28 protein-coding genes are annotated in these 25,737 nt (G+C 61.6%); 12 read left to right on the forward strand and 16 right to left on the reverse strand.

Going from position 1 to position 25,737, the window contains the following annotated elements; all coding sequences use genetic code 11:
• The first annotated feature begins 3 nt into the window (after positions 1 to 3).
• Both serS and cysG read left to right on the forward strand, forming a co-directional pair.
• Positions 4 to 1,284 carry a serine--tRNA ligase gene (gene serS, locus FXO12_RS02290; RefSeq protein WP_034127876.1) on the forward strand — a complete coding sequence of 427 codons (1,281 nt, stop codon included), beginning with the start codon at positions 4 to 6 and terminating at the stop codon, positions 1,282 to 1,284.
• Positions 1,285 to 2,679, forward strand: a complete 1,395-nt coding sequence (cysG, locus tag FXO12_RS02295) for a siroheme synthase CysG (protein WP_057974906.1) — start codon at positions 1,285 to 1,287, stop codon at positions 2,677 to 2,679.
• Between the two features lie 110 nt (positions 2,680 to 2,789).
• On the opposite strand, the gene FXO12_RS02300 is transcribed toward cysG, so the two are convergent.
• The 6 genes from FXO12_RS02300 to tusD all read right to left on the reverse strand — a co-directional run bounded on the left by FXO12_RS02300 (position 2,790) and on the right by tusD (position 6,226).
• On the reverse strand, positions 2,790 to 3,785 hold the full coding sequence (locus tag FXO12_RS02300) for a glutathione S-transferase family protein (RefSeq protein WP_057974905.1): 996 nt from the start codon (positions 3,783 to 3,785) through the stop codon (positions 2,790 to 2,792).
• Positions 3,786 to 3,873: 88 nt separating this feature from the next.
• A complete protein-coding gene (locus tag FXO12_RS02305; RefSeq protein WP_057974904.1) occupies positions 3,874 to 4,875 on the reverse strand; it encodes a glycosyl transferase family protein in 1,002 nt (333 codons plus the stop codon).
• Positions 4,872 to 5,207 carry a TusE/DsrC/DsvC family sulfur relay protein gene (locus FXO12_RS02310; RefSeq protein ID WP_034127872.1) on the reverse strand — a complete coding sequence of 112 codons (336 nt, stop codon included), beginning with the start codon at positions 5,205 to 5,207 and terminating at the stop codon, positions 4,872 to 4,874. The genes FXO12_RS02305 and FXO12_RS02310 overlap by 4 nt, the downstream gene beginning before the upstream one ends.
• Complete coding sequence (gene tusB, locus FXO12_RS02315; RefSeq protein WP_054898293.1) at positions 5,204 to 5,482, reverse strand: sulfurtransferase complex subunit TusB; 279 nt, start codon at positions 5,480 to 5,482, stop codon at positions 5,204 to 5,206. Before tusB ends, FXO12_RS02310 begins: the two co-directional genes overlap by 4 nt.
• Positions 5,482 to 5,832: a sulfurtransferase complex subunit TusC gene (tusC, locus tag FXO12_RS02320; protein ID WP_054898292.1), complete on the reverse strand. Its 351-nt coding sequence runs from the start codon at positions 5,830 to 5,832 to the stop codon at positions 5,482 to 5,484. Before tusC ends, tusB begins: the two co-directional genes overlap by 1 nt.
• 1 nt (position 5,833) lies before the next feature.
• Positions 5,834 to 6,226: a sulfurtransferase complex subunit TusD gene (tusD, locus tag FXO12_RS02325; protein ID WP_160049514.1), complete on the reverse strand. Its 393-nt coding sequence runs from the start codon at positions 6,224 to 6,226 to the stop codon at positions 5,834 to 5,836.
• Positions 6,227 to 6,383: 157 nt separating this feature from the next.
• On the opposite strand from tusD, the gene FXO12_RS02330 reads away from it, so the two are divergent.
• Entirely contained in the window at positions 6,384 to 7,559 is a 1,176-nt protein-coding gene (locus FXO12_RS02330) for a CaiB/BaiF CoA-transferase family protein (protein WP_057974903.1), read from the forward strand.
• A gap of 94 nt (positions 7,560 to 7,653) precedes the next feature.
• On the opposite strand, the gene FXO12_RS02335 is transcribed toward FXO12_RS02330, so the two are convergent.
• Together FXO12_RS02335 and FXO12_RS02340 are read right to left on the reverse strand one after the other, a co-directional pair.
• On the reverse strand, positions 7,654 to 8,148 hold the full coding sequence (locus FXO12_RS02335; protein ID WP_003192067.1) for a SprT family zinc-dependent metalloprotease: 495 nt from the start codon (positions 8,146 to 8,148) through the stop codon (positions 7,654 to 7,656).
• Between the two features lie 128 nt (positions 8,149 to 8,276).
• On the reverse strand, positions 8,277 to 8,879 hold the full coding sequence (locus FXO12_RS02340) for a Yip1 family protein (RefSeq protein ID WP_014718889.1): 603 nt from the start codon (positions 8,877 to 8,879) through the stop codon (positions 8,277 to 8,279).
• 362 nt (positions 8,880 to 9,241) lie between these two features.
• Between FXO12_RS02340 and ttcA the strand changes: the two genes are divergently transcribed.
• Positions 9,242 to 10,066: a tRNA 2-thiocytidine(32) synthetase TtcA gene (ttcA, locus tag FXO12_RS02345; protein WP_054917314.1), complete on the forward strand. Its 825-nt coding sequence runs from the start codon at positions 9,242 to 9,244 to the stop codon at positions 10,064 to 10,066.
• A 67-nt stretch (positions 10,067 to 10,133) separates the two neighbouring features.
• A complete protein-coding gene (locus tag FXO12_RS02350) occupies positions 10,134 to 10,805 on the forward strand; it encodes a DNA-3-methyladenine glycosylase I (RefSeq protein WP_034127867.1) in 672 nt (223 codons plus the stop codon).
• A gap of 151 nt (positions 10,806 to 10,956) precedes the next feature.
• On the opposite strand, the gene FXO12_RS02355 is transcribed toward FXO12_RS02350, so the two are convergent.
• Genes FXO12_RS02355 through arsC form a run of 3 tightly spaced genes read right to left on the reverse strand, consistent with a single transcriptional unit; the run spans position 10,957 to position 12,309 of the window.
• A complete protein-coding gene (locus tag FXO12_RS02355; protein ID WP_034127866.1) occupies positions 10,957 to 11,361 on the reverse strand; it encodes a DUF2069 domain-containing protein in 405 nt (134 codons plus the stop codon).
• On the reverse strand, positions 11,345 to 11,959 hold the full coding sequence (gene wrbA, locus FXO12_RS02360; protein WP_014718885.1) for an NAD(P)H:quinone oxidoreductase: 615 nt from the start codon (positions 11,957 to 11,959) through the stop codon (positions 11,345 to 11,347). The genes FXO12_RS02355 and wrbA overlap by 17 nt, the downstream gene beginning before the upstream one ends.
• A complete protein-coding gene (arsC, locus tag FXO12_RS02365; protein ID WP_057974902.1) occupies positions 11,956 to 12,309 on the reverse strand; it encodes an arsenate reductase (glutaredoxin) in 354 nt (117 codons plus the stop codon). Before arsC ends, wrbA begins: the two co-directional genes overlap by 4 nt.
• Positions 12,310 to 12,424: 115 nt before the next feature.
• Here arsC and FXO12_RS02370 point away from each other — a divergent pair, with 115 nt between their 5' ends.
• Positions 12,425 to 12,886 carry a TlpA disulfide reductase family protein gene (locus tag FXO12_RS02370; protein WP_003192057.1) on the forward strand — a complete coding sequence of 154 codons (462 nt, stop codon included), beginning with the start codon at positions 12,425 to 12,427 and terminating at the stop codon, positions 12,884 to 12,886.
• 692 nt (positions 12,887 to 13,578) lie between these two features.
• Here FXO12_RS02370 and FXO12_RS02375 read toward each other — a convergent pair.
• From FXO12_RS02375 to FXO12_RS02390, 4 genes are all read right to left on the reverse strand, one after another.
• Entirely contained in the window at positions 13,579 to 13,983 is a 405-nt protein-coding gene (locus FXO12_RS02375; RefSeq protein WP_054898286.1) for an META domain-containing protein, read from the reverse strand.
• A complete protein-coding gene (locus FXO12_RS02380) occupies positions 13,980 to 14,420 on the reverse strand; it encodes a hypothetical protein (RefSeq protein ID WP_003192054.1) in 441 nt (146 codons plus the stop codon). Before FXO12_RS02380 ends, FXO12_RS02375 begins: the two co-directional genes overlap by 4 nt.
• 71 nt (positions 14,421 to 14,491) lie before the next feature.
• The gene (locus FXO12_RS02385; protein ID WP_054917246.1) at positions 14,492 to 15,481 is read right to left on the reverse strand and encodes a 2-hydroxyacid dehydrogenase; all 990 of its coding nucleotides are present in this window, start codon (positions 15,479 to 15,481) and stop codon (positions 14,492 to 14,494) included.
• Positions 15,482 to 15,642: 161 nt separating this feature from the next.
• Positions 15,643 to 18,396, reverse strand: coding sequence for a response regulator (locus FXO12_RS02390; RefSeq protein WP_057974901.1), 2,754 nt, complete (start codon positions 18,394 to 18,396; stop codon positions 15,643 to 15,645).
• Positions 18,397 to 18,601: 205 nt separating this feature from the next.
• Between FXO12_RS02390 and FXO12_RS02395 the strand changes: the two genes are divergently transcribed.
• A complete protein-coding gene (locus FXO12_RS02395) occupies positions 18,602 to 19,330 on the forward strand; it encodes a response regulator transcription factor (protein WP_054917242.1) in 729 nt (242 codons plus the stop codon).
• The gene (locus FXO12_RS02400; protein WP_054898282.1) at positions 19,317 to 20,675 is read left to right on the forward strand and encodes a sensor histidine kinase; all 1,359 of its coding nucleotides are present in this window, start codon (positions 19,317 to 19,319) and stop codon (positions 20,673 to 20,675) included. Before FXO12_RS02395 ends, FXO12_RS02400 begins: the two co-directional genes overlap by 14 nt.
• Before the next feature lie 3 nt (positions 20,676 to 20,678).
• Here FXO12_RS02400 and FXO12_RS02405 read toward each other — a convergent pair whose 3' ends face one another.
• The gene (locus FXO12_RS02405; RefSeq protein ID WP_003192045.1) at positions 20,679 to 21,194 is read right to left on the reverse strand and encodes a DUF2062 domain-containing protein; all 516 of its coding nucleotides are present in this window, start codon (positions 21,192 to 21,194) and stop codon (positions 20,679 to 20,681) included.
• A gap of 135 nt (positions 21,195 to 21,329) precedes the next feature.
• On the opposite strand from FXO12_RS02405, the gene FXO12_RS02410 reads away from it, so the two are divergent.
• The 4 genes from FXO12_RS02410 to lpxK all read left to right on the forward strand — a co-directional run bounded on the left by FXO12_RS02410 (position 21,330) and on the right by lpxK (position 25,734).
• Positions 21,330 to 23,555, forward strand: a complete 2,226-nt coding sequence (locus FXO12_RS02410; protein WP_232458760.1) for a DNA internalization-related competence protein ComEC/Rec2 — start codon at positions 21,330 to 21,332, stop codon at positions 23,553 to 23,555.
• Positions 23,556 to 23,663: 108 nt separating this feature from the next.
• On the forward strand, positions 23,664 to 24,299 hold the full coding sequence (locus FXO12_RS02415) for a MotA/TolQ/ExbB proton channel family protein (RefSeq protein ID WP_034128146.1): 636 nt from the start codon (positions 23,664 to 23,666) through the stop codon (positions 24,297 to 24,299).
• Positions 24,296 to 24,724 carry a biopolymer transporter ExbD gene (locus FXO12_RS02420; protein WP_014718877.1) on the forward strand — a complete coding sequence of 143 codons (429 nt, stop codon included), beginning with the start codon at positions 24,296 to 24,298 and terminating at the stop codon, positions 24,722 to 24,724. Before FXO12_RS02415 ends, FXO12_RS02420 begins: the two co-directional genes overlap by 4 nt.
• The gene (lpxK, locus tag FXO12_RS02425) at positions 24,724 to 25,734 is read left to right on the forward strand and encodes a tetraacyldisaccharide 4'-kinase (RefSeq protein WP_057974899.1); all 1,011 of its coding nucleotides are present in this window, start codon (positions 24,724 to 24,726) and stop codon (positions 25,732 to 25,734) included. The genes FXO12_RS02420 and lpxK overlap by 1 nt, the downstream gene beginning before the upstream one ends.
• Positions 25,735 to 25,737 lie beyond the last annotated feature (3 nt).

The following is a 25,737-nucleotide window of genomic DNA, read 5'->3' on the forward strand; positions in this document are numbered from 1 at the left end:
GACATGCTCGATTCCAAACTGTTACGTAGCAACCTTCAGGACGTAGCGGACCGCCTGGCATCCCGTGGCTTTGCCTTGGATGTTGCGCGCATCGAAGCGCTGGAAGAACAGCGCAAGACCGTCCAGACCCGCACCGAAGCACTGCAGGCTGAACGTAATGCGCGCTCCAAGTCCATCGGCCAGGCCAAGCAGCGCGGTGAAGACATCGCGCCGTTGATGGCGGATGTCGAGCGCATGGGCACTGAGCTGTCCGATGGCAAAATCGAGCTGGAAGGCATTCAGACCCAATTGGATTCGATCCTGCTGGGCATTCCGAACCTGCCCCACGAATCTGTGCCGGTCGGCGAAGATGAAGAAGGCAACGTCGAAGTGCGCCGCTGGGGCACGCCGAAAGCCTTCGATTTCGAGATCAAGGACCACGTCGCCCTGGGCGAATTGACCGGTGGCCTGGATTTTGAAACCGCGGCAAAAATGTCCGGCGCACGCTTTGCCTTGTTGCGCGGCCCGATTGCGCGCATGCACCGTGCACTGGCGCAGTTCATGATCAACCTGCACACCGGCGAGCACGGTTATGAAGAGGCCTACACCCCGTACCTGGTTCAGGCGCCGGCGTTGATGGGCACCAGCCAACTGCCGAAATTCGAAGAAGACCTGTTCAAGATCAGCCGCGACGGCGAAGCCGACCTGTACCTGATCCCGACCGCCGAAGTGTCGCTGACCAATATCGTCGCCGGCGAAATCCTCGACGCCAAGCAACTGCCGTTGAAGCTGGTTGCTCACAGCCCGTGCTTCCGTAGCGAAGCCGGCGCCTCGGGTCGCGACACCCGTGGCATGATCCGCCAGCATCAGTTCGACAAGGTTGAAATGGTCCAGGTAGTAGAGCCGTCGACCTCCATGGAGGCCCTGGAAGGCCTGACTGCCAACGCCGAGCGCGTGCTGCAGCTGCTGGAGCTGCCTTACCGCGTACTGGCCCTGTGCACGGGCGACATGGGCTTCAGCGCCGTGAAAACCTACGACCTGGAAGTGTGGGTGCCGAGCCAGGACAAATACCGCGAGATTTCGTCGTGCTCCAACTGCGGTGACTTCCAGGCCCGTCGCATGCAGGCGCGTTTCCGCAACCCGGAAACCGGCAAGCCGGAGCTGGTGCACACCCTCAACGGTTCGGGCCTGGCCGTAGGCCGTACCCTGGTGGCCGTGCTGGAAAACTACCAGCAGGCGGACGGTTCGATCCGTGTACCTGAGGTGCTCAAGCCGTACATGGCGGGCGTTGAGGTCATCCGCTAAATGGAATTTCTGCCGCTGTTTCATAACCTGCGCGGCAGTCGTGTGTTGGTCGTCGGTGGTGGGGAGATTGCCTTGCGCAAATCCCGGCTGCTGGCCAACGCCGGCGCGGTGTTGCGGGTGGTTGCTCCCCAGATCGAAAGCCAGCTGCGTGAGCTGGTGCTGGGCAGTGGCGGGGAACTGATGTTGCGCGGTTATCAGGAGGCCGACCTGGACGGTTGCACCCTGATTATCGCAGCCACCGACGATGAGCCACTGAATGCGCAAGTATCCAGTGATGCCAAGCGTCGCTGCGTGCCGGTCAATGTGGTGGACGCGCCAGCGTTGTGCAGCGTGATCTTCCCGGCAATTGTCGACCGTTCACCCTTGGTGATTGCCGTCTCCAGCGGCGGTGACGCGCCGGTACTGGCACGGCTGATTCGCGCCAAGCTGGAAACCTGGATTCCCTCGACCTACGGTCAATTGGCTGGGCTGGCCGCGCGTTTTCGGGCTCAGGTCAAAGGTTTGTACCCGGATGTGCAGCAACGCCGGGCGTTCTGGGAAGAAGTGTTCCAGGGCCCGATTGCCGACCGCCAGTTGGCCGGGCAGGGCGAGGAGGCCGAGCGCCTGTTGATCGAAAAGGTCAACGGCGCGCCGCCTTACGCGCCCGGAGAGGTGTACCTGGTGGGTGCGGGCCCAGGCGACCCGGATTTGCTGACCTTCCGCGCATTGCGCCTGATGCAGCAAGCCGACGTGGTGCTGTACGACCGTTTGGTTGCGCCGGCGATTTTGGAACTGTGCCGTCGTGATGCCGAGCGCGTGTACGTCGGCAAGCGTCGCGCCGATCACGCGGTGCCCCAGGACCAGATCAACCAGCAACTGGTAGACCTGGCCAAGCAAGGCAAGCGCGTGCTGCGCCTCAAGGGGGGGGACCCGTTCATCTTTGGTCGTGGTGGCGAAGAGATCGAAGAGTTGGCGGCCCACGGCATTCCGTTCCAGGTGGTGCCGGGTATTACGGCAGCCAGTGGTTGCGCGGCCTATGCCGGGATTCCGCTGACTCATCGCGACTATGCCCAATCTGTACGTTTTATTACCGGGCACTTGAAGAACGGTACCTCGGACTTGCCTTGGCAAGACCTGGTCGGCCCCTCACAGACCCTGGTGTTCTACATGGGCTTGATTGGCTTGCCGATCATTTGCGAGCAGTTGATCAAGCACGGACGCGCGTCGGACACCCCAGCGGCGCTGATCCAGCAGGGCACCACGTCCAACCAGCGCGTGTTCACCGGCACCCTGGCCGACCTGCCGCGCATGGTGGCGGAGCATGAAGTGCATGCGCCGACATTGGTGATCGTGGGTGAGGTGGTGGTGTTGCGTGAGAAGCTCAAGTGGTTCGAGGGCGCTCAGTCTCAAGTCTGAACCGGCTCTTGTGGCGAGGGAGCTTGCTCCCGTTGGAGTGCGAAGCGCTCCCAAAATTTTGGGGCCGCTACGCAGCCCAGCGGGAGCAAGCTCCCTCGCCACAAGAGTTATCAGCCAAAGACACCTTTACCCGGCAGCCGCACCCGATCATGCTTCGTATCAAACCCCTGCAACGGCCCCTTCGGCACAATCCCCGTCGGGTTGATCGTGCGATGGCTGGCATAGTAATGCCCCTTGATATGCTCGAAATCCACCGTCTCGGCCACGCCTGGCCACTGATATATCTCCCGCAGCCAGTTCGACAAATTCGAGTAATCGGCAATCCGCCGCAGGTTGCATTTGAAGTGGCTGTAGTACACCGCATCAAAACGAATCAGCGTGGTGAACAGCCGCACATCGGCTTCGGTCAGGTACTCGCCGGCCAGATAACGATGGCTGCCCAGGTGCTGTTCCAAATGATCCAGCTCGGCAAACACATCATCAAACGCACTTTCATACGCCTGTTGTGAGGTGGCGAAGCCTGCGCGGTACACGCCGTTGTTCACGGCGGGGTAGATGCGTTCGTTGAGGCTGTCGATGGTCGAATGCAGGGCTTGGGGGTAGAAATCCAGGGTATTGCCGGTCAGCGCATTGAACGCACTGTTGAACATGCGGATGATCTCCGCCGATTCATTGCTGACGATGCGCTTGAGCTTTTTGTCCCACAGCACCGGCACGGTCACGCGCCCGGTATAGTCGGCGGTATCGGCGGTGTAGCGTTGGTGCATGAAGTTGAAACCGTCCAGTTTGTCGCCGCTGGAGCCGTGGGCCTTGTCGAAGGTCCAGCCGTTTTCCAGCATCAGCCAACTGACCACCGAGACGTCGATCAGGCTTTCCAGGCCCTTGAGCTTGCGCAGGATCAAGGTGCGGTGCGCCCACGGGCAGGCGAGGGATACATAGAGGTGATAGCGACCGGCCTCGGCCTTGAAGCCGCCTTCACCACTCGGGCCTGGCCCGCCATCGGCGGTCACCCAGTTGCGGCGTTGTGCCTGTTCCCGTTGGAAAGCGCCATCGGCGCTACTTTCGTACCACTGGTCTTTCCACTGTCCTTCGATCAATAAACCCATGACTGGCTCCTTGGCTGATAAGCGTTGGAGCCCAGTCTAAAGGGATGAGTTCGAACTAAAAGCGCAAAGAACCGGCGTGAATGATCGATTAAATCGATTTATCCCGTGCGTCCCAGTACTGCTGGGCCAACTCGAACGCCTGCTGCCGCGGGTGACCAAGGCCGCGCAGGGCCAACGCCATGGTGGCGATCAACGCCAGTTGCGGGTAGCTGTCCTCAACGTCGCCGCGCCACAGTGCTTTTAGGTGCTCGGGCTCAAGCGTTGCTGGCTTGACGTGGCGCTGGACGGAAAGGGCGGGCCACTCTTCGTCCCAGCTCTGGCCGTCGGTGGTGCCATACAGGTGACTGAGGGTGTCGGGGTTGATCTCGATCTCGCCGCCGTCGCCCTTGACCACAATCACGTTGTCACCCAGCAAGCCACTGGCATCACGATGCACGCCCTGGTAACCGGGGTGGAAAATGCTTTGCAGGCCACAGCGCGCATTCAGCGGGTTGAGCAGGCGCGCCAGCGAATGGATAGGCGAACGCAGGCCCAAGGTGTTGCGCAGATCGATCATGCGTTGCAGCTGTGGCGCCCAATCACCCAACGGGATAAATGCCAGGTTGCCGTGGGCAAAGGCGCTCTCGACCTGTTGCCAATCGCGGCACAGCGGGATCTGCAAGCCGTCCAGCAATTGCTCGGTGTACAAGCGCCCCGCAGTGTGGGCGCCGCCGCCGTGCATCAGGATGCGCACGCCGTTCTGTGCCAGGCATTTGGCTGCCAGCAGGAACCACGGCAGGTGGCGCTTTTTACCGGCATAGGTCGGCCAGTCGATATCGACGTTCAGCGCTGGCGCGTGCAGGCGCTCACGTACGGCTTCGGTGAAACCGGCGAGTTCTTCCGGGCTTTCTTCCTTGTGGCGCAGCAGCATCAGGAAGGCGCCGAGCTGGGTGTCCTCGACTTTTTCGTCGAGCAGCATGCCCATGGCTTCCCGCGCTTCCTCGCGGGTGAGGTTGCGCGCGCCACGCTTGCCTTTGCCGAGGATGCGCACGAACTGCGCAAAGGGATGCTCTTGGGGCGTTACGAGAGTCAGGGGGGCAAAGTCGGTCATAAGCAATTCGTCGGCCTGGGCAGGCCCGCCAGCTTGGCGGCGAGTTTGGCGGGAGTGCCGTTGAACAGTTTGTTGAGGTGCAGGCTGTTGCCCTTTTCCGGGCCCAGCTTCAAGGCGGTGTACTTGATCAGCGGGCGCGTGGCGGGGGACAGCTGGAACTCGGTGTAGAACTGGCGCAGCAGGGTGAGGATTTCCCAGTGTGCCGGGGTCAGCTCCAAGGCTTCGGCAGCGGCCAGGGCATTCGCCACTTCATCGGACCAGTCGTTGAGGTCGACGAGATAGCCGTCCTTATCCAGTTCCAGGGTGTGTGCGCCGACGGTCAAGGTGTTCATAGCCAGGTGTTGACCTTGTCGTAGTCGATCGACAGTTGCACGAAGCCTGGGTAATCGACGCTGTCAGCCCAGTCGGGCAGCGGCAGGTTGCGCGCCTGCATGTCTTCGGCCAGCACAAACACCTTTACGCCTTTGGTTTGCAGGGCGGGCGTGTGCAGGCCGTAGGCTCCGTCGCCGCACAGCAGGATTGCGTCCTCGGCGCCACAGATGCGCAGGCAGCTATCGAGGCGGCTGTCGGTAAACGGGGAATGAGACACCACATGTAGAGTCGACATCAGAGGGTAATCACCTGGTCGTAACGGTCAATCAGTTGGGAAATGGCTTGGCTGTCGAGCACCTGTGCGTTGGCGGGTGGCGGCAACCCGCGTGCGGAAAGACTATGGCTGCACGCGAACACGTCATCAATGCCGAACAGGCCCAGGGCCTGCAGGTTGGCACTCAGGTCTTTCTGTTGCACGGCCTTGGCCGCTTGGTTCGGCGCCAGTTGGAACACACCGTCATCCAGGAACAACAGGCCAATGGGCAGATCGAACGCGCCACCGGCCAGCACGATATCCAGTGCTTCCCGCGCACTCGGCCCGGACCACGGGGCCTGGCGGCTGATCACCAACAAGGATCTGGGCATGTCACGGCCCTCCAAAACAGATCAGGCGGTCGGCGTCCTGGATCGCGTCATGCAACTGCCCAAGGCCCGATAACGCCCAGGGTGCCTCCAGATTCACGGCGCTGCGTTGATAGCGCGTAGCCTCTTCGGCATTCAGCACACCACGGCGCAAGGCGGCGGCGATGCACACCACACCGTCGAGCTGGTGCTGGCTGACGAACTCGCGCCATTGGCGCGCAATGTCTGGCTCGTCCTGGGGCGCAACGATGTTACTGGACGCGCTGTACACGCCATCCTGATAAAAAAACATCCGCACAATCTCATGCCCGCCGGCCAACGCCGCCTGTGCGAACAACAGGGCGCGGCGCGAGGAGGGCGCGTGGGCGGCGCTATACAGTGCAATCGCGAACTTCATGGAAGACTCTGCCAACAAACGTCGGCCAATGATAAAGCCGCCGCCGCGAAAAAGCCCGCCGTGATCAAAACGGTCACTGTGGTTGATCGTTCTGACGATTGCCGGCAGGCGCCAGGCTGCCTAGTCTGTGGGTATTCGCAACCCAACTGGAGTCCCCATGTCAGGTCCCTTGGCGTCCCTTAAAGTGCTGGATTTTTCCACCTTGCTGCCCGGCCCGTTTGCCTCCCTGATGCTGGCGGACATGGGCGCCGAGGTGCTGCGTATCGAATCGCCCACGCGGATGGACCTGTTGCGTGTGTTGCCGCCCCATGATCGTGGCACCTCGGCCAGCCACGCCTACCTCAATCGCAACAAGCGTAGCCTGGCCCTGGACCTCAAGCAGGCCGAGGCGCTGGAGATTGTGCGTGAGTTGATCAAGGGCCATGACATCCTGCTCGAGCAGTTCCGCCCCGGTGTCATGGCGCGCCTGGGCCTGGGCTATGAGGCGCTGAAGGCGATCAACCCGCGGCTGATCTATGTGTCGATCACCGGCTACGGCCAGACCGGCCCCTATAAGGACCGCGCCGGGCACGATATCAACTACCTGGCGTTGGCCGGCGTCGCCAGCCATACCGGGCGCCAGGACACCGGCCCGTTGCCCCTGGGCGTACAACTGGCGGATGTGGCGGGTGGTTCGCTGCACGCCGTGGTGGGCTTGCTGGCGGCGGTAATTGCCCGGCAGCAGAGCGGGGTGGGGCAATACCTGGATGTGAGCATGACCGATTGCTCGTTCAGCCTGAACGCCATGGCTGGGGCCGGTTACCTGGCTTGCGGGGTCGAGCCTGGGTGGGAGAACCATGTGCTCAATGGCGGGAGTTTCTATGACTATTACCGCACGCGCGATGGGCGCTGGATGTCGGTGGGCAGTCTGGAGCCGGGTTTTATGCAGCAGCTGTGCGCGGCCTTGGGGCGCCCGGAACTGGCGGCACACAGTGTGACGCCCGAACGGCAGGGCGTGCTCAAGCAGGCGTTGCAGGTGGAGTTCGAGAAGCGCAGTTTTGACCAGTTGTGTGAGTTGTTTGCCGGAGTGGATGCCTGTGTTGAGCCGGTGTTGAGTTTGAGCGAAGCGGTGGAGCATCCCCAGTTGAAGGCGCGGGAGCTGGTCAGCCAGGTGCCCCGGGGTGATGGCTCGACACAAGCGCAATTGGCCTGCCCGCTGAAATTCTCCGGGGGGTTGCCGGCGCCCAGGCATATTGGAGTGGCGGTGGGGGCGCACAGTGATGAGGTGCTGGCGGAGTTGGGGTTCGGTATTGAGCGGATAGAGCAATTGCGGCAGGCCAAGGTTGTAGGTTGACTGAGCCGACGCTTTCGCAGGCAAGCCAGCTCCCACATTTGGGATTGTGTTCACAGATCCAAATGTGGGAGCTGGCTTGCCTGCGAAGAGGCCCTCATTCCACCCGAGTTTCCCCGGTGAACACCAGCGTCTGCCGACACCGCCGACACAAATACCGCCGCCCCTGGTTCACCAGCCCATGGCGCTGCGGTGAAAACGGAAAATCACTGTCCGCACACGGGCAGCGGTAAATATAGCGAGTCACTTGCCGGCGCTTGACCTCGTAGGTATGGCAACGGTCGGGCGGCAGCTCGTAAACCCCGCGCATGATCAACTGCCACTCCTCGCCATGGGGCTGGATACGCTCGCCAAACAATTGGTGGGCAATCAGGTGCGCCACTTCGTGGGCCACGGTTTGCTTGAGAAAGTGTTGGCTGTTTTCACGGTACAACTGAGGATTGAAGCGCAGCAGGTTCTCGTGCAAATGCGCGACACCGGCTTTCTGGCCCCGCAGCTTGAGGCTGACCTGGGGGCGTTTGAAGCTTCGTTTGAAAAAGGATTCGGCTTGCAGGAAACAATCTTCGACGCGGGTATTGAGTTGCTCGGGCATGCTGTACATATCTCCAGAGACGCCCAGTATGCCGCAAAGCTGGGTGTTTCCGAATCTGTCAGGCGCCGAATGGTCATGCATAACGCACAAAGCCACCTTGCGGTGGCCTTGCCTGCGGGGTTTTTCGTTCAACTGGTGTAGATCGGCCCGACGCCCAGGCCCCAGACAATCACGGTAAAGGCCATGATCGCTACCAGCACCACCAGGCCGACGGCCAATACCGAGCTGGAAAACAGGAAGCCTTCATCCGGGTCGATACTCATGAAGGTTGGCAGCCCCACATACAGCAGATACACCGTATAGCAGATCGCCGCCGTGCCCACGACCATGCCCAACCACATATGCGGGTAGAGCGCCGCCAGCCCGCCGATAAACAAGGGTGTGGCGGTGTAAGTGGCAAATGCCACGCAGCGGGCCATGCTTGGGCTGGCGTCGTAGGTGCGGGCCATCCAGTGAATGAACGCGCCCATCACCGCCACGCCGCACAGCATGGCCGCGTAGGACATGAGGGTCATCCACAGCGCGCTTTCCTGGGTCAGCATCACCGGGGCGCGGTTGCCGATGACCCAGCCGACCTGAGTGGTGCCAATAAAGGCGGAAATGGCGGGGATCGCCGCGAGAATCAGGGTATGAGTGAGGTACATGTGGCTGATGCTTTCTTCTTTATCGCCACGGATTTCCCGCCATTCCTGGTCGGGATGGGTAAACAGCCCCACGACGTGATGGATCATGCCAGTCACTCCTGTCGTTATTACCATCGCCCCCCATCGGAGCGCCCACGGGCCAAATGGCCTGAAAGGTCTGGATAGATGTGCGACCTCAAGTCGCAGTATAGAAAGGGATGACCGGAATAACCGTAGGGCCTTTAGAGCAAATTGCGCTGTAAACAGGAGGGCTAATCGCGGTGTGGTCTGTCAGGATTTATGGGATCCAGTGTGGGAGCTGGCTTGCCTGCGATGGCGGCCTGTCAGGAACAGAGATGTTGACTGGCACACCGCTATCGCAGGCAAGCCAGCTTCCACATTGGATCTGCGCCAGTCTTACCGGTAAAATGCTGCGCTTTTCGTCACACACCTTTGCGGATCCAAGCGCCATGGGCACTCTTACAGTCAACCAGAACAAACTGCAAAAACGCCTGCGTCGCCTGGCCGGTGAAGCGGTCGCCGATTTCAACATGATCGAGGAAGGCGACAAGGTCATGGTCTGCCTCTCCGGCGGCAAAGACAGCTACACCATGCTCGACGTGTTGCTGCACCTGCAAAAGGTCGCGCCAATAAAGTTCGAGATCGTGGCGGTCAACATGGACCAGAAGCAACCCGGTTTCCCTGAGCATGTGCTGCCGGCCTATCTGAAAGAACTGGGCGTCGAGTACCACATCGTCGAGAAAGACACCTACTCGGTGGTCAAGGAATTGATCCCGGAAGGCAAGACCACCTGCTCGCTGTGTTCGCGCCTGCGCCGTGGCACGCTCTATACCTTTGCCGATGAGATCGGCGCGACCAAGATGGCCCTGGGTCATCACCGCGATGACATCGTCGAAACCTTCTTCCTCAATATGTTCTTCAACGGCTCGCTCAAGGCCATGCCGCCCAAGCTGCGTGCCGATGATGGGCGCAACGTAGTGATCCGCCCGCTGGCGTATTGCAACGAGAAGGACATCCAGGCTTACTCCGATTTCAAGCAATTCCCGATCATCCCGTGCAACCTGTGCGGCTCCCAGGAAAACCTGCAGCGCCAGGTGGTCAAGGAGATGCTGGTGGACTGGGAGCGCAAGACCCCTGGGCGTACCGAAAGTATCTTCCGCAGCCTGCAAAACGTGATCCCGTCGCAATTGGCCGACCGCAACCTGTTCGACTTCACCAGCTTGAAAATCGATGAGACCGCCGCATCGCGTTTCGTCAATGTAGTGAACCTCTGAGTCTTCCCGAGGCTCTAGTACACGGCGCTTGCGGGCGCCGTTTTCAATTCGACTGACAGGAGAGGGCATGCGCGATTACAAGTGGCTGCACGAATATTGTCTGAACCGCTTCGGTTCGGCGGCCAAGTTGGAAGCCCATCTGCCGGTGCCCAAGACCCCGGCGCAATTGCGCAAGATAACGGATGACCGTTACCTGTCGACCTTGGCGCTGCGGGTGTTCCGCGCCGGTTTGAAGCACAGCGTGGTCGATGCCAAATGGCCGGCGTTCGAGCAGGTGTTCTTCGGTTTCGACCCGGAAAAAGTCGTGCTGATGGGGGCCGAACACCTGGAACGGCTGATGCAGGACACCCGCATCATCCGCCACCTGGGCAAGCTCAAGAGTGTGCCGCGCAACGCGCAGATGATCCTGGATATCGAGCAGGAGAAAGGCAGCTTCGGCGCGTTTATCGCTGATTGGCCGGTGACCGATATCGTCGGGCTCTGGAAGTACCTGAGCAAGCACGGCCACCAGTTGGGCGGCCTGTCGGCGCCTCGCTTCCTGCGCATGGTCGGCAAGGACACCTTTGTACCGAGCGATGACGTGGTGGCAGCGTTGAATGCGCAGAAGATCGTCGACAAGGCGCCGACCAGCCTGCGCGATTTGGCGACAGTACAGGGTGCCTTCAACCAGTGGCATGCCGAGAGTGGGCGGCCGATGTGTCAGCTGTCGATGATGTTGGCCTATACCGTCAACCATTGATACTGATCGTTCCCACGCTGCTGATCGTTCCTACGCTCCGCGTGGGAATGCTGCTCAGGACGCTCTGCGTCCCAGGCCTCGTGCAAGGGTGACGCGGAGCGTCACAGGATGCATTCCCACGCGGAGCGTGGGAACGATCAGTCACGATCAGTCAATCGGCCAGTCGCCGGTTCAATTGATGCCGCCAACGCACGTACAGTAACGCCGTGCAAAACACCGCCAGGCTCGCCAGCATTTCCAGCACACCAAACCACTGGCGGTTCGGGTCATACGCAGCCAGTGCGCCCTTGATGAAATACAGGTTCACCACAAAGCACATCCACGAATGCCCGCGTGCGCTGCCCATCAGCATGCCTGGCGCAAGTATCAGCAGCGGCACCAGCTCGATCAGCAGGATGACCCACGGGCGCGCCCCATGCAGGTCGGCGACCAACAGGTAGTACACGCACAACAAGCCCACCAGGCCCAAGAACGCCAGCAGGCTTAGCGCGCGTGCCACCTTGACCCGTGGCTCCAGCCACTCCCGTGGCGGCAGGACCTTAGGCTTCCTGGCCACGGCCGTTCTCCAACAGCGTGGCGGTCTTGGCCAGGCGCAGGCCCAAGGCCCGGCACAAGGTGATTTCATGTTGATCGAGCATACGCTTGCCGTCTGGCCCGGAATGGTGGCTGGCGCCATACGGCGTGCCGCCGCCCTGGGTGTCGAGCAGCGCCTGCTCGCTGTAGGGCAGGCCGGTGATCAGCATGCCGTGGTGCAGCAGCGGCAGCAGCATCGACATCAGCGTGGTTTCCTGGCCGCCATGCAGGCTGGCGGTGGAGGTGAACACGCCGGCCGGCTTGCCGACCAGAGCGCCGGTGAGCCACAGGTTGCTGGTGCCATCGAGGAAGTACTTGAGCGGCGCGGCCATGTTGCCGAACCGGGTCGGGCTTCCCAGAGCCAGGCCCGAGCAGTGCTTCAGGTCGTCCAGGCTGGCATACAGCGCGCCCTCGTCGGGAATGCTCGGCGCCACCGCTTCGCACTCGGTGGAAATCGCCGGCACGGTGCGCAACCGCGCTTCCATGCCGCCTTGCTCGATACCGCGGGCAATCTGTCGGGCCATCTCGCTCACCGAGCCGTTGCGGCTGTAATACAACACCAGCACATAGGGCGTAGTCACGGCAGGATCTCCAGCACGTTCTCGGGCGGGCGGCCAATGATGGCTTTGTCGGCGGTTTTCAGGATCGGGCGTTCCATCAGCTTGGGATGGGCTGCGATGGCGGCGATCAGTTGGGTGTCGCTGAGGCTGGCGTCGGCCAGGTTCAGGGTTTTGTATTCGTCTTCGCCGGTGCGCAGCAGTTGGCGTGCGCTGATCCCCAGTTTTTTCAGCAGGGCCTCGATTTGCGCGGCATCCAGCGGGGTTTCCAGGTAGCGCACGACGGTCGGGGTGAGGCCGTGGGCTTCCAGCAGTTCCAGCGCACCGCGGGATTTCGAGCAGCGCGGGTTGTGATAAAGCGTCAGATCGGTCATGTGCGGGTCGCATCTTGCGTAAGGTGGCGGGTATTCTACCTGCGCTGGCGCCTGTCCTTAAACCGTAAGAGGCGATAGGCCGCAGCCAACGTTCATTTTTGCGAAGGAATACCCCATGACAAGGCGACTGATCGGTGCATTGGCGATCATCACAACCCTGCTGCTCAGCGGCTGCGGTAACGATTACGGCGTTGACCAATACGGCCAGAAAGTGGCGGCCGAACGCCTGGACAAACAGTGGCTGGTGGTCAACTACTGGGCCGAATGGTGTGGCCCGTGCCGCACGGAAATCCCCGAGCTCAATGCCCTGGCAGAACAGTTGAAAGGCCAGAATGTCGGGGTGTTCGGCGTCAACTTCGACAATGTGCAGGGTGAGGAACTGAAGGCCGCCAGCGACAAGCTGGGGATCAAGTTCACGGTACTGGCCCAGAACCCGGACGGGATCTTCGAGATTCCGCGCAGTGAGGCCTTGCCGGTGACCTACATCATCGACGACAAGGGCAAGGTGCGTGAGCAGTTGATGGGTGAGCAGACAGCGGAAGGGGTGTTGGCCAAGCTCAAGGCCCTGAAAGGCTAGAACTATGGGAGCTGGCTTGTCTGCGATGGCCATGGGTATCTACACAATTTTGGAGTGACGCTGGACCTGTGGCGAGGGAGCTTGCTCCCGTGACGGCTTGACAGCCGACGCTGATCTAACTGAGGCACGGTGATCCAAATGTGGGAGCTGGCTTGCCTGCGAAGGCGGCCTGCCAGCCGACCGGGATATTGGATTTGACCGAGTACATATCCATTATTTAGGTAACGGCCACCGATGGTTCCGCTCTGACAGCGGCTCACTTTTGAAAAGCCGGAATGCCGGCCCAGACAAAAGTAAGCAAAACGCTCTTGCCCCACCACTCGGCACCTCGCTTATGCTCGGTGTGCCCGTAATCCGCCAGTGATTTGGGGGGCCGCCGCCACGCGCCATCCATGGCGCGGGGTGGCTAAACCGGCATCCCTGCCGGTTTACCCCCCAAATCCCTGTCGAATTCCGGCCAGCGTGGTTTGACGGGGCGCCTGAGATCAAGATCAAAAGCAGATCAAGATCAAGAGCGACTCGCTTCGCATCGTGGTTACCGTCTGCTGTTACAACCCACAAAGTTGTGTAGATACCTATGCTGCGATGGCATCGCTGCGGTGTACCTGATACGCCGCGTCGTCCGCATCGCAGGCAAGCCAGCTCCCACAGAGCCCGAGGACAACGCGTTAATACAGGAGAGTGCGCCTAGGTCAGCCTTCTTCGAGCCACAAACGGATCGGCTTGCCTTCGGCCGGCCAGAACCGCGTCTGCTCGAGCGGCGAGATGTCCCAGCGCTGCACGCCTTGCAGGGCCTGGAAGAAGCGATGCTCTTGCTCCATCAGGGCCTCGGCGCACATTTTTCGAGTGCTGCCGACCGGGCCGAAGCTGAGCTTGTCGCCTTCGACCGTGTACGGCGCAAACCAGTGGTTACAGCCGCCATTGCCATAGGCGCGGCCATCGGCGCCCAGGGTGACGGTAAGGTGCGCGTAGTCCATCAACGGCCGCTCACCGATCCATTCCACGACGTAGCTGTGGTCGCGCTCCAGCTTGGCGCCATCGGCGGCGCAGCCTGCCAGGCCCAGGCCGATTGCGGCGAGCAGCAGCCGGCCTTTCATTGCGCGGCCTGCTGGCATTTCGGGCAACGGTGCTTATCGCCTTCGCTGGCCCAGCCCAGTTCTTTGATACGCGCGTTGGCGGCCGGTTGCAGCGGTGCCTTGGTCAGCTTGGTTTCTACCGCGAATTCAAACTCCAGCACGGCGTCGCAGCTGTCGCAATTGACCTTCCAGGTGTGGATCTCGAGTTCGCCGAACTTCGGCCCTTGGGCCATGGCGACCCACTGGCCCGCCGGGCGGATGGAGTAGCGTGCGTCACCTTCGACGGTGAGTCGCATCGACAGGGTTTTACTGCCGCGCAGGCTGACGATCAGGACGTCGCCATGTTTGATCGAACCACCGTTGCCGGTGACCTGGTAACGGCCCGGCACCAGGGCACGGCATTCGATCAGGGTGTGTTGCGGGCTCAGCAAGCTGAAGCGGAAATCGTGTTCGGCCATGGATCCTCCAAATAGGCGCGGCATCCTATCACGGGTGCCGGCCTATCATGAGCCTGGTATGTGACCGCTGATCATCCCTCGACCAGGTTCTGGGCGCGGCCATCGGCCCACGCGGCAATGTTGGCCAGCGTGGTGCCGGCAATCGCCGCCAGGGCCTCACGGGTGAGGAAGGCCTGGTGCGCGGTGATGATCACGTTGGGGAAGGTCAGCAGGCGGGCGAGCACGTCATCCTGCAGGGGCAGGTCCGAGCGGTCCTCGAAAAACAATTGGGCTTCTTCTTCGTAGACGTCCAACCCCAGATAGCCCAACTGTCCCAGCTTGAGCGCTTCGATCAGTGCCGGCGTATCGACCAGGCCACCACGCCCGGTGTTGATCAGCATCGCACCGGTTTGCATCTGCGCGAGCGAGCGGGCATTGATCAGGTGTTTGCTGTCGGCGGTCAGCGGGCAGTGCAGGCTGATGATTTGTGCCTCGGCCAACAGTTCAGGCAGGCTCACGTAGCGGGCCCCGAGGTCCTGCACCTGTGGGTTGGGGAAGGGATCGTAGGCCAGCAACTGGCAGCCGAAGCCGGTCATGATCTTGGCGAAGGTCGCGCCGATCTGACCGGTGCCGACCACGCCGACCGTTTTGCCGACCAGATCAAAGCCGGTCAGCCCGTGCAGGCTGAAATCACCGTCGCGGGTACGGTTGTAGGCACGGTGCAGGCGACGGTTGAGGGCCAGGATCAGGGCGACGGCGTGCTCGGCCACCGCGTGGGGCGAATAGGCGGGTACGCGCACGATGGTCAGGCCCAGGCGCTGGGCGGCGGGTAAGTCGACATGGTTGTAGCCCGCCGAGCGCAGGGCAATCAGGCGTGTGCCGCCCTTGGCCAGTTGCTCCAGCACGGGGGCGCTGAGGTCGTCGTTGATAAAGGCGCAGACCACCTCGTGGTGTTCGGCCAGGGCCACGGTCTCGAGGTTGAGGCGGGCGGGTTGGAATTGCAGTTCCAGGCCAGCCGGCAGCGGTTCGCCGAGGAAACTCTCGCGGTCGTAGGTTTGGCTGCTGAAGAGAATGACGCGCATTAAGAAGGCTCCCTGCAATTTACACATTGGAATGCTGACTGAATGTGGGAGGGGGCTTGCCCCCGATAGCGGTACATCAGCGATGGATTCGTCTACTGACACACTGCTATCGGGGGCAAGCCCCCTCCCACATTGTTGATTCGTTGCCCATGAAAACAGGGTCAGGCACTCACTCTGGCTTCACTGGCCAACCGCGCAATCGCCATGTCCAGTTCGTCCAGCGCGGCCATGGCCTTGGCGTCATCCTGTTTGAGCAGGGTTTCGGCGCGCTGGCAGGCCGCCCGCAATTGCGGTACGCCACAGTAGCGGGTGGCGCCGTGCAGGCGGTGAACGCGTTCGATCAAGGCATGGCTGTCATTGGCTTCGCGGGCGACGGTAATCGCCAGGCGATCAGCCTCCAGGGAGGCCAGTAGCATGGCGAGCATATCAGCGGCCAGGTCGGCCTTGTTGGCGGCCAGGCGCAGGCCTTCTTCGTGATCGAGTACCAAGAGTTGCACGCCCTGGGCCGCGCCTTCATGGGTACGCTCCGGGCCTTGGTTACGCAGCGCCAGGCCGGTCCATTTCAATACCACCTGGGCCAACTGCCGTTCGCTGATGGGTTTGGTCAAGTAGTCGTCCATGCCGCTTTGCAGCAGAGCGCGTTTTTCGTTGGCCATGGCGTGGGCCGTGAGGGCCACCACCGGCAGCGGCGTGCCGTGGCGCTCGCTTTCCCACTGGCGGATCGCCTCGGTGCTCTGACGGCCATCCATGCCGGGCATTTGCACGTCCATCAGCACCAAATCGAACGTTTCCTGCTTCACGGCGTCGACCGCCGCGTAACCGCTTTCCACCGCCTGCACCTTGGCGCCCATGTCTTCCAACAGGGTTTGCACCAGCAACAGGTTGGCCGGGTTGTCGTCCACGCACAGCACCCGTGGCGCACGGCTGGACAACGGCTCACCGGGTTCGCTGCGCGAAGGGCGCGGGCTGATCAGGTCGGCCAGGGAGCGGCGCAACTTGCGCGTACAGGCGGGCTTGGCCTGCAGTTGGCTGTTGGGGTTGGGCACCGATTGGTTGAACAGCATCTGCTCTGTGGTCGGGCACAGCACCAGCACCTTGCAGCCCAGGTGTTCAAGGTCCCACAGGTGTTGGTTGAGGCGCTCGGGCGGAATGTCGTTGGCCGTGACGCCGAGCACCGCCAGGCTGATGGCCTGTTCGGTCTGGTGGGCACTGGTGATGCCGTTGGTCAGGCTTTCCAGGGTATTGAACGGCGTGACTTCCAGGCCGCAGTCTTCCAACTGATGTTGCAGGGCCTGGCGCGCCAGTTCGTGGTTTTCCAGCACGGCCACACGACGCCCCAATAGCGGCGCGGCGGGCAGGTCTTCGACGTCGTCACGGGTCTTGGGCAGGTTCAGGCTGATCCAGAATTCCGAACCTTCACCCGGCGTGCTGTCGACGCCGATTTCGCCGCCCATCTGCTCGATCAACCGCTTGGAAATCACCAGGCCCAAACCGGTGCCGCCGGGCTGGCGCGACAGCGAGTTGTCGGCCTGGCTGAATGCCTGGAACAGGGCGCGCACATCCTGGTTCGACAGGCCAATGCCGGTGTCTTGCACACTGATGCGCAATTGCACGCTGTCTTCCTGCTCGTCCTCGATCATTGCCCGGGCCACAATGGTGCCTTCGCGGGTGAACTTGATCGCATTGCTGATCAGGTTGGTCAGGATCTGCTTGAGCCGTAGCGGGTCGCCCACCAACGCCAGGGGCGTGTCGCGGTACACCAGGCTTACCAGTTCGAGCTGCTTGGCATGCGCGGCGGGGGCGAGGATGGTCAAGGTGTCTTGCAGCAAGTCGCGCAGGTTGAAAGGCACGCTGTCGAGCACCAGTTTGCCAGCTTCAATCTTCGAGAAATCGAGGATTTCGTTGATGATGCCCAGCAGGTTATCCGCAGATTTTTCGATAGTGCCCAGGTAATCGAGCTGGCGCGGCGACAATTCGCTTTTTTGCAGCAAGTGAGTAAAACCGAGGATGCCGTTGAGCGGTGTGCGGATCTCATGGCTCATGTTGGCCAGGAACTCCGACTTGATACGGCTGGCTTCCAGGGCTTCCTTGCGTGCCAGGTCCAGCTCGATGTTCTGGATCTCAATGGTTTCCAGGTTCTGGCGCACGTCTTCGGTGGCCTGGTCGATGCTGTGTTGCAGCTCTTCCTGGGCATTTTGCAGGGTTTCGGCCATGCGGTTGATGCCAGACGCGAGCTGGTCCAATTCCTGGCTGCCCAGGGGTGGCAAGCGTGTTTCCAAGTTGCCGTCCTTGAGCTGCGCCACCGCTTGCTTGATCTGGCCAATCGGCGAATTGATGGTACGGCTGATACGCAGGGCGAGGGCGGCGGTGCACATCAGGCCGATGGCGATCAGCAGCAGGCTGGCGAACAGGCTGCGATAGCCGCGCAACAGCATGCCATTGTGGGACAGCTCGACTTCCACCCAACCCAGCAGCCGGTCGGCCTCATCGGGAATCAACTCGCCCGCCAGGTTGCGATGGCGGCCAAACACCGGCAGTAGATAGCGGGTGGCGTCGTTGCCGGAACGCTGTAACAGTTGCGAGCTGTTGCCGGTGGGTGGCTGGTTGAGCATGGTCGGGCCGGCGTGGGCCAGGGACGCGCGGTCTGGCGCCAGGAACGACACGGCGCGCACATCCGGTTGTTCCAGGGACTGGGTGGCGATACGCTCCAGCAGGTTGGTGTCCTTGTGGCCCATGGCTGGGGCCACCAGCGGTGCCAATTGCTCGGCGATCATTTCGCCGCGTTGCAGTAGCTGGGTCTGCAATTCCGAGAGTTGCATCCAGGTGAAATAGCCGCCCAACAACAGCGCCATCAGGCTGGTCGGTAATAAGGTCAGCAACAGTACGCGGCCTTTTATCCCCATTTTTCTAAGCACGCCACTCTCCTGCTACCACGTTGTTATCAATCATCCACGCCGGCATCCGGCCAGCGCCACCTGCGCAGTGTAGCCATTTGCGCGGCCTGGAATCTTGCAAATTAATGACATGCGGCAATCTTCGGGCCATTCGGCGCCGGGTGGCGATTGCCTGTGAACGTTTAATCTTGAATAATCAGTGATTGAGAATGACTTGCAGACGCTAATGACTCCCGCAGCAGTTGGCCTACCCAGTATCCTGACCATCGAAGATGACCCTGTGTTGGGCGCCTACGTGCACGATCAACTGGGCCGCAGTGGTTTCCAGGTGACCTGGTGCCAGAACGGCCAGCAGGGCCTGCAACTGGCCCGCGCCCAGGCGTTCGACCTGGTGCTGATGGATATTCTGCTGCCGGGGCTGGACGGTTTGTCGATCCTCACTCATTTGCGCCAGAGCCACGCCATGCCCGTGATCCTGATGTCAGCCCTGGGCGCTGAAGCCGACCGTATCAGCGGTTTTCGCCTGGGTGCGGACGACTATTTGCCCAAGCCGTTCAGCATGGTTGAACTGTGCGTGCGTATTGAAGCGATCCTGCGCCGCGTTGCCCTGGATCGCCGGCCCGAGCCGACGCGGCCCCCGGCACTTGAAGATGCCCGGGTGCTGCACTTTGATGATGAACGCTGCGATGTGTCCTGCCAGGACCAGTGGGCCGCGCTCACGCGCAGCGAATACCGCCTGCTGGAAACCCTGCACCGCAACGCCGAAGAAGTCCTCAGCAAAGCCTTCCTGTATCAGCAGGTGTTGCAGCGCGGTTATGCGCCCCATGACCGCAGCCTCGACATGCATGTCAGCCAGATCCGCCGCAAGCTCAAGGCCATCGGTTACATCGAGCGTGAAGTACGCACCGTATGGGGCAAGGGCTACGTGCTGAGCGGTCACGATGAAGGGCTTTGAGCGACTGCCCGGCAAGCACTCGTTGTTCTGGAAGCTGGCCTGCCTGTTGATCGCCTTCTGTTTGCTGATGATTTGGCTCAGTTGGTCGTGGGGCCGCTATATGGAACAGCAGAGCGCGTATCTGTCCGACAAGTCGCGGGAGATTCTCAATGGCTATGCCGCGGGTGCCGAACTGGCGTGGAGCACGCAAGGCAGCGCGGGCGTAGATGCCTGGCTGCAGCGGATGGCCGAGCGCGAAAGCACTTGGGTAGGGGTGATCGGTAACGACCTGCAGTCCCTGGGCAGCACGCCCTTGAGTGACAAGGAAAGCCAGCGCCTGACGTTTTTGCGTGGATTGGACTGGCCGGTCAGCCGGCATGTCATTGGTTTGCCCTGGATGAAAGTACCGTTTCCGGTCGACCCTGGCGCGGGGTCGCTGGTGATCGAGCTGCCGCAGCGCTTTATGCCTGGGCGCTATCAACTGTTCTGGCGGGTGGTCACCAATGGTGTGATCCCAGGTCTGTTTACCCTCTTGCTATGCATCGGCCTTTACCGGCTGTTGATCATGCCCCTCAATCAATTGCGCGAGCAGGCCAATGCCTGGCGTGCGGACCAACTCAATACGCGGATGTCCCTGGATGCCACCAGCCGCCAGGACGAACTGGGCGAGCTGGGCCGCGCCTTTGACCATATGTCCGAACGCTTGCAGGGCACGGTGCGTTTGCAGCAGCAGTTGCTGCGCGATATGTCCCATGAACTGCGCACACCCTTGAGCCGCCTGCGGGTAGCCTGCGACAGCGAGCAAGACCTGGCCAAGCTGCGCGAGCGCCTGGGTCGGGAAATCGACGCCATGCAGCGCCTGGTGGAAGACAGCCTGCAACTGGCCTGGCTCGACAGCGAAACTACACCGTTGCCCCAGGAAGATATTCAGCTCCAGGCCTTGTGGGACATATTGCGCGAGAATGCTTGTTTTGAAAGCGGTTGGTCCGCATCGCGCTTGCCGTGCCTGTTACCCGCGGACAGTTGGGTGCGTGGCAACCTCAATGCACTGGCCCAGGCCTTGGAAAATATCCTGCGCAACGCCATACGCCACTCGCCCCACGACGGCTGCGTGCAACTCGACGGATGTCGGGAGGGGGGCTATTGGCATATCTGGCTGCAGGATCAGGGAGCCGGGATTGCTGAGGATGATCTGGAGCGCATCTTCGCGCCCTTTACCCGCCTGGACGGCTCGCGGCCCGGCGATGGCGGTTTCGGCCTGGGCCTGAGCATTGCCCGCAACGCCGTGCAGCGCCAGGGCGGCCGCTTATGGGCGGAAAATACCGGGCGGGGTCTGCGGGTGCATTTGCGTTTGCTGGCCCGTTAGCGCTCAGCGCCGGCGCAGTTTGCGTTTTTTCCACTGGTGCGCCACCCACCAGCGCCAGTACGCCATGGTCAGGCAATAAGCCAAGGCGCCCAATACCACCCCCAATACCACCGAACCCAGCAGGAATGGCTGCCAAAGAGTGCTCAACTGGCCGCTGATCCATTCCCACGTCAGGTTATCGGGCAAGCTGCGTGGCGGCACATTCATCAGCCAGGCGCCGGTCATATAAGTACAGATGAACACCACCGGCATGGTGATGGGGTTGGTCAACCACACCAGGCTGATGGCGATAGGCATATTGCCGCGCACCGAAATCGCCAGGACCGCGGCAAGCAACATCTGCAATGGAATCGGGATAAACGCCGCAAATAAACCCACCGCCATGGCGCGAGCCACTGAGTGCCGGTTCAGGTGCCAGAGGTTGGGGTCATGCAGCAGCGTGCCAAGAAACTGTAATGACTTGTGTTCCCTGATACTGCTGGGATCGGGCATGTACCGTTTGAATAAGCGCCGGGGCATAAGGGGTCCAGGTCAATTCGAGGGGCAAGTATGCCCGGATTCTATAAACAGAAAATTCAGACTTTGTGACAAAACATCATAGGCGCTGTCGTTCAGCCGGCTAAGACTGAGTGGATCACTGGAAAAGGATGATCCATGAAGACAGGGATGTTGGCGTTGGCGCTGGGGTTGCTGGCGTTGCGGTGGTTACCGGTGTTGCCGCCTGGCGCCGGGTTGTCGGCAATGCTCGTGCTGGCCTTGATGCTGTTGCCTTTTCGGTCCTATCCCGTGGCGTTCTTTCTGGTGGGCTTGAGTTGGGCCTGTCTCAGCGCGCAGCGGGCGCTGGATGATCGGCTGCAGCCGGCCCTGGACGGGCAGACTCGCTGGGTGGAGGGGCGTGTGGTGGGCTTGCCTCAGCAGACGGGTACGGGCGTGCGCTTTGAACTGGCCGACGGCCGGTCGCGCAAGATTCGGCTGCCCAAACGTATCCGCGTGTCCTGGCACGGCGGGCCAGTGGTGAACAGCGGTGAACGCTGGCGTCTGGCGTTGACACTCAAGCGGCCTGCGGGCCTGCTCAATTTCCATGGGGTCGACCATGAAGCCTGGCTGCTGGCCCAGCGTATCGGTGCTACTGCAACGGTAAAAGACGGTGAGCGTCTCGCACCGGCCCGCAATGCCTGGCGCGATGCTGTGCGCCAGCGTCTGATGGCGGTGGATGCCCAAGGCCGCGAGGCGGGCTTGGCAGCGCTGGTATTGGGCGACGGTTCCGGCCTGGCGCCTGAGGATTGGCAGGTGTTGCAGGACACGGGCACGGTGCATCTGCTGGTGATTTCCGGGCAGCACATCGGCTTGCTGGCGGGGTTGATCTACGGCTTGGTCGCGATGCTGGCGCGTTATGGTTGCTGGCCCCGAACCTGGCCGTGGCTGCCGTGGGCGTGCGGTCTGGCATTTGGCGCGGCGTTGGGTTATGGGCTGCTGGCCGGGTTCGGCGTGCCGGTGCAACGGGCCTGCATGATGGTTGGCCTGGTGCTGCTGTGGCGTCTGCGTTTCCGCCATTTGGGCGTGTGGTGGCCGTTGCTGCTGGCACTGAACGGCGTGCTGGTACTGGAGCCCTTGGCCAGCCTGCAGGTAGGGTTCTGGTTGTCGTTTGCGGCGGTCGCGGTGTTGCTGTTGGCGTTCGGCGGGCGCCTGGGGCCTTGGAGCGCCTGGCAGGTGTGGACCCGGCCCCAGTGGCTGATTGCCATTGGTTTGTTTCCAGTGTTGTTGGTGCTGGGTTTGCCCATCAGCCTCAGCGCACCTGTGGCCAATCTCCTTGCCGTGCCTTGGATCAGCCTGGTAGTGCTGCCTTTGGCGCTGCTGGGCACGGCGTTGCTGTGGGTGCCGCTGGCTGGGGAGGGGTTGCTGTGGCTGGCCGGCGGTGCGCTGGACGGATTGTTTAAAGGCCTGGGGTTGCTGGCCGCGCAATTGCCGGCCTGGGTACCCGCCGAGGTACCTTTGGGGTATTGGTTGGTTAGCCTGGCTGGCGCGGTGATTTTGTTGCTGCCCAAGGGGTTGCCGTTCCGGGTGCTGGGCTGGCCCATGCTGTTGATGGCTGTATTTGCGCCCAGGGAGTGGGTGCCCCACGGGCAGGTAGATGTAGTGCAACTGGACGTCGGCCAGGGGCAGGCACTGATCCTGCGCACCCGTCATCATACGTTGCTCTACGATGCCGGGCCGCGCTCGGGGCCTGTCGACCTGGGCGCGCGCGTCGTGTTGCCGTCGTTGAAAAAGCTCGGGGTAGCCCAGTTGGACATGATGCTGCTCAGCCATGCCGATGCCGATCACGCGGGGGGTGCGGCGGCGGTGGCTCGGGGGGTGCCCGTCAAGCGTGTAGTGGGCGGTGAAACCGAAGGTTTGCCAGACTTTCTTGCCACCCAACCCTGTACCAGCGGCGAACGATGGGAATGGGAGGGTGTGTCATTTCAATTGTGGCAGTGGGCTGATGGGCTTGATGGCAATCCGAGGTCTTGTGTGTTGCAGGTTGAGGCCAGTGGGGAGCGCCTGCTGCTCACCGGTGACATTGATCGCGCCGCCGAACAGGCTTTTCTGGCCTCTTCGTTGGCGGTTCAGACCGACTGGCTGCAAGCCCCGCACCATGGCAGCCGCAGTTCGTCATCCTGGCCGTTCCTGCAACGGTTGGCACCCACATCGGTGTTGATTTCCCGCGGGCGCAGCAATACGTTCGGTCATCCCCATCCGCAGGTCCTGGAGCGCTACCACGTGCTGGGCAGCCGGGTTTACGACAGCGCCGAGCAGGGTGCCGTACGCTTGCGTCTGGGGGCGTTTCTGCCACCGATGGTTGCGCGCAGTCAACGCCGTTTTTGGCGCGAACCGTTACCGTAATCGCGTGTTACCAAAGACCCGAGCCGCAACAGGCGGGTGTGTAGCCGACGAACCCCGCTGTCGAACCTATATGATAAAGTGGCGCACTTTTTCGAGGGGGCATTCACTGTGTGGGAATTGGTCAAATCCGGCGGCTGGATGATGTTGCCGATCATTCTGAGTTCCATCGCTGCACTCGGCATCGTTGCCGAACGCCTGTGGACCCTGCGCGCCAGTCGCGTCACCCCTGAGCATCTGCTGGGGCAGGTCTGGGGCTGGATCAAGAACAAGCAGCTCGACAAGCAGAAACTCAAGGAGCTGCGCGCCAATTCGCCGCTGGGTGAAATCCTCGCCGCCGGTCTGGCCAATTCCAAGCATGGTCGCGAGATCATGAAGGAGTGCATTGAAGAGGCGGCCGCCCGGGTCATCCATGAACTGGAACGCTACATCAACGCCCTTGGCACCATCGCCGCCATGGCGCCGTTGCTCGGTTTGCTCGGCACAGTACTCGGCATGATCGATATCTTCAGCTCGTTCACAGGCTCGGGCATGACCACCAACGCAGCGGTCCTGGCCGGGGGGATCTCCAAGGCGTTGATCACCACCGCAGCCGGCCTGATGGTGGGTATCCCTTCGGTGTTCTTCCACCGTTTCCTGCTGCGTCGCATTGATGAGCTGGTGGTCGGTATGGAACAGGAAGCCATCAAGCTGGTGGAGGTGGTGCAGGGCGATCGTGATGTAGACCTGGTCGAGGGTAAAGCGTGAAATTTCGCCGCAAGCAACGGGAAAATGTTGATATCAACCTCGCGTCGTTGATCGATGTGGTGTTCATCCTGCTGCTGTTTTTTGTCGTGACCACCACCTTCACCCGCGAAACCCAGTTGCGTGTCGACCTGCCTGAAGCGGTGAGTGGCTCGCCTGCCGAAGACCAGCAAGTCAAGCAACTGGACATCGCTATCAGCGCCGAAGGGGTGTTTTCGGTGAATAACCAGTTGCTGGAGAAAAATGACCTTGCCAGCCTGATGGAGGCGTTGCAGAAGGAGTCTGGTGGCGACACCCAGTTGCCGCTGTCCATCAGCGCTGATGGCAAAACCCCGCACCAGGCCGTGATCACCGCCATGGACGCTGCCGGCAAGCTCGGTTTCAGCCATTTGCGCATGACCACCGTCGAGGCGGCGAGCCCGCCCTGATGGCCATCTCCGACCGTTTACTCAAGGCATGGTACGAAGGTCATCCAGCACTAATGTTGCTGCGACCGCTGGAATCGCTGTATCGCTGCGTGGTTCAACGTAAGCGTGCGCGCTTCGTGGCGGGCGAGGGCGAGATTTATCAGTCGTCTGTGCCAGTGATCGTGGTGGGCAATATTACAGTGGGAGGCACCGGCAAGACGCCTTTGATCCTGTGGTTGATCGAGCACTGCCGACGCAGCGGCTTGCGCGTAGGAGTGGTCAGTCGAGGCTACGGTGCCAAGCCGCCGCAGTTGCCGTGGCGGGTCGAGGCCGGCCACAGTGCCGAGGTGGCCGGTGATGAACCCTTGCTGATCGTGCAGCGCAGCGGTGTACCGCTGATGATCGATCCTGATCGCAGTCGTGCGGTAAAGGCCCTGCTGGCCTGCGAGCCCCTGGACCTGATCCTCTCCGATGACGGCCTGCAGCACTACCGCCTGGCCCGCGATCTTGAACTGGTGCTGATCGATGCCGCCCGTGGCCTCGGTAACCGCCGGTGCCTGCCTGCCGGGCCGTTGCGCGAACCGGTGGAGCGCCTGCAGAGTGTGGACGGGGTGCTTTATAACGGTGCCGTTACAGACCGTGAAAATGGCTTTGCCTTCCGCCTGCAGCCCACAGCGCTGGTCAACCTGCACAGCGGCGAACGCCAGCCGGTCACCTATTTTCCGCAGGGCCAGCAGGTGCATGCGGTGGCCGGAATAGGCAATCCGCAACGTTTCTTCAATACCCTTGAAACGCTACACTGGCAGGCGATACCCCATGCTTTTGCCGATCACGCGCCCTACAGCGCCGAGGTCTTGAATTTTACCCCGTCATTGCCGCTGGTCATGACCGAAAAGGACGCGGTGAAGTGCCGCGTCTTTGCCCAGCCCGACTGGTGGTACCTTGCGGTGGATGCGGTACCGTCGCCGGCGTTCGTCGCCTGGTTCGACACGCAGCTGATGCGTCTGTTGCCCAACCGTCTTTTGCCTTAAAAC

Origin of the sequence: Pseudomonas sp. J380, from assembly GCF_009827115.1 — a bacterium.
In the GTDB taxonomy this organism is placed as follows: Bacteria; Pseudomonadota; Gammaproteobacteria; order Pseudomonadales; family Pseudomonadaceae; genus Aquipseudomonas; species Aquipseudomonas paracarnis.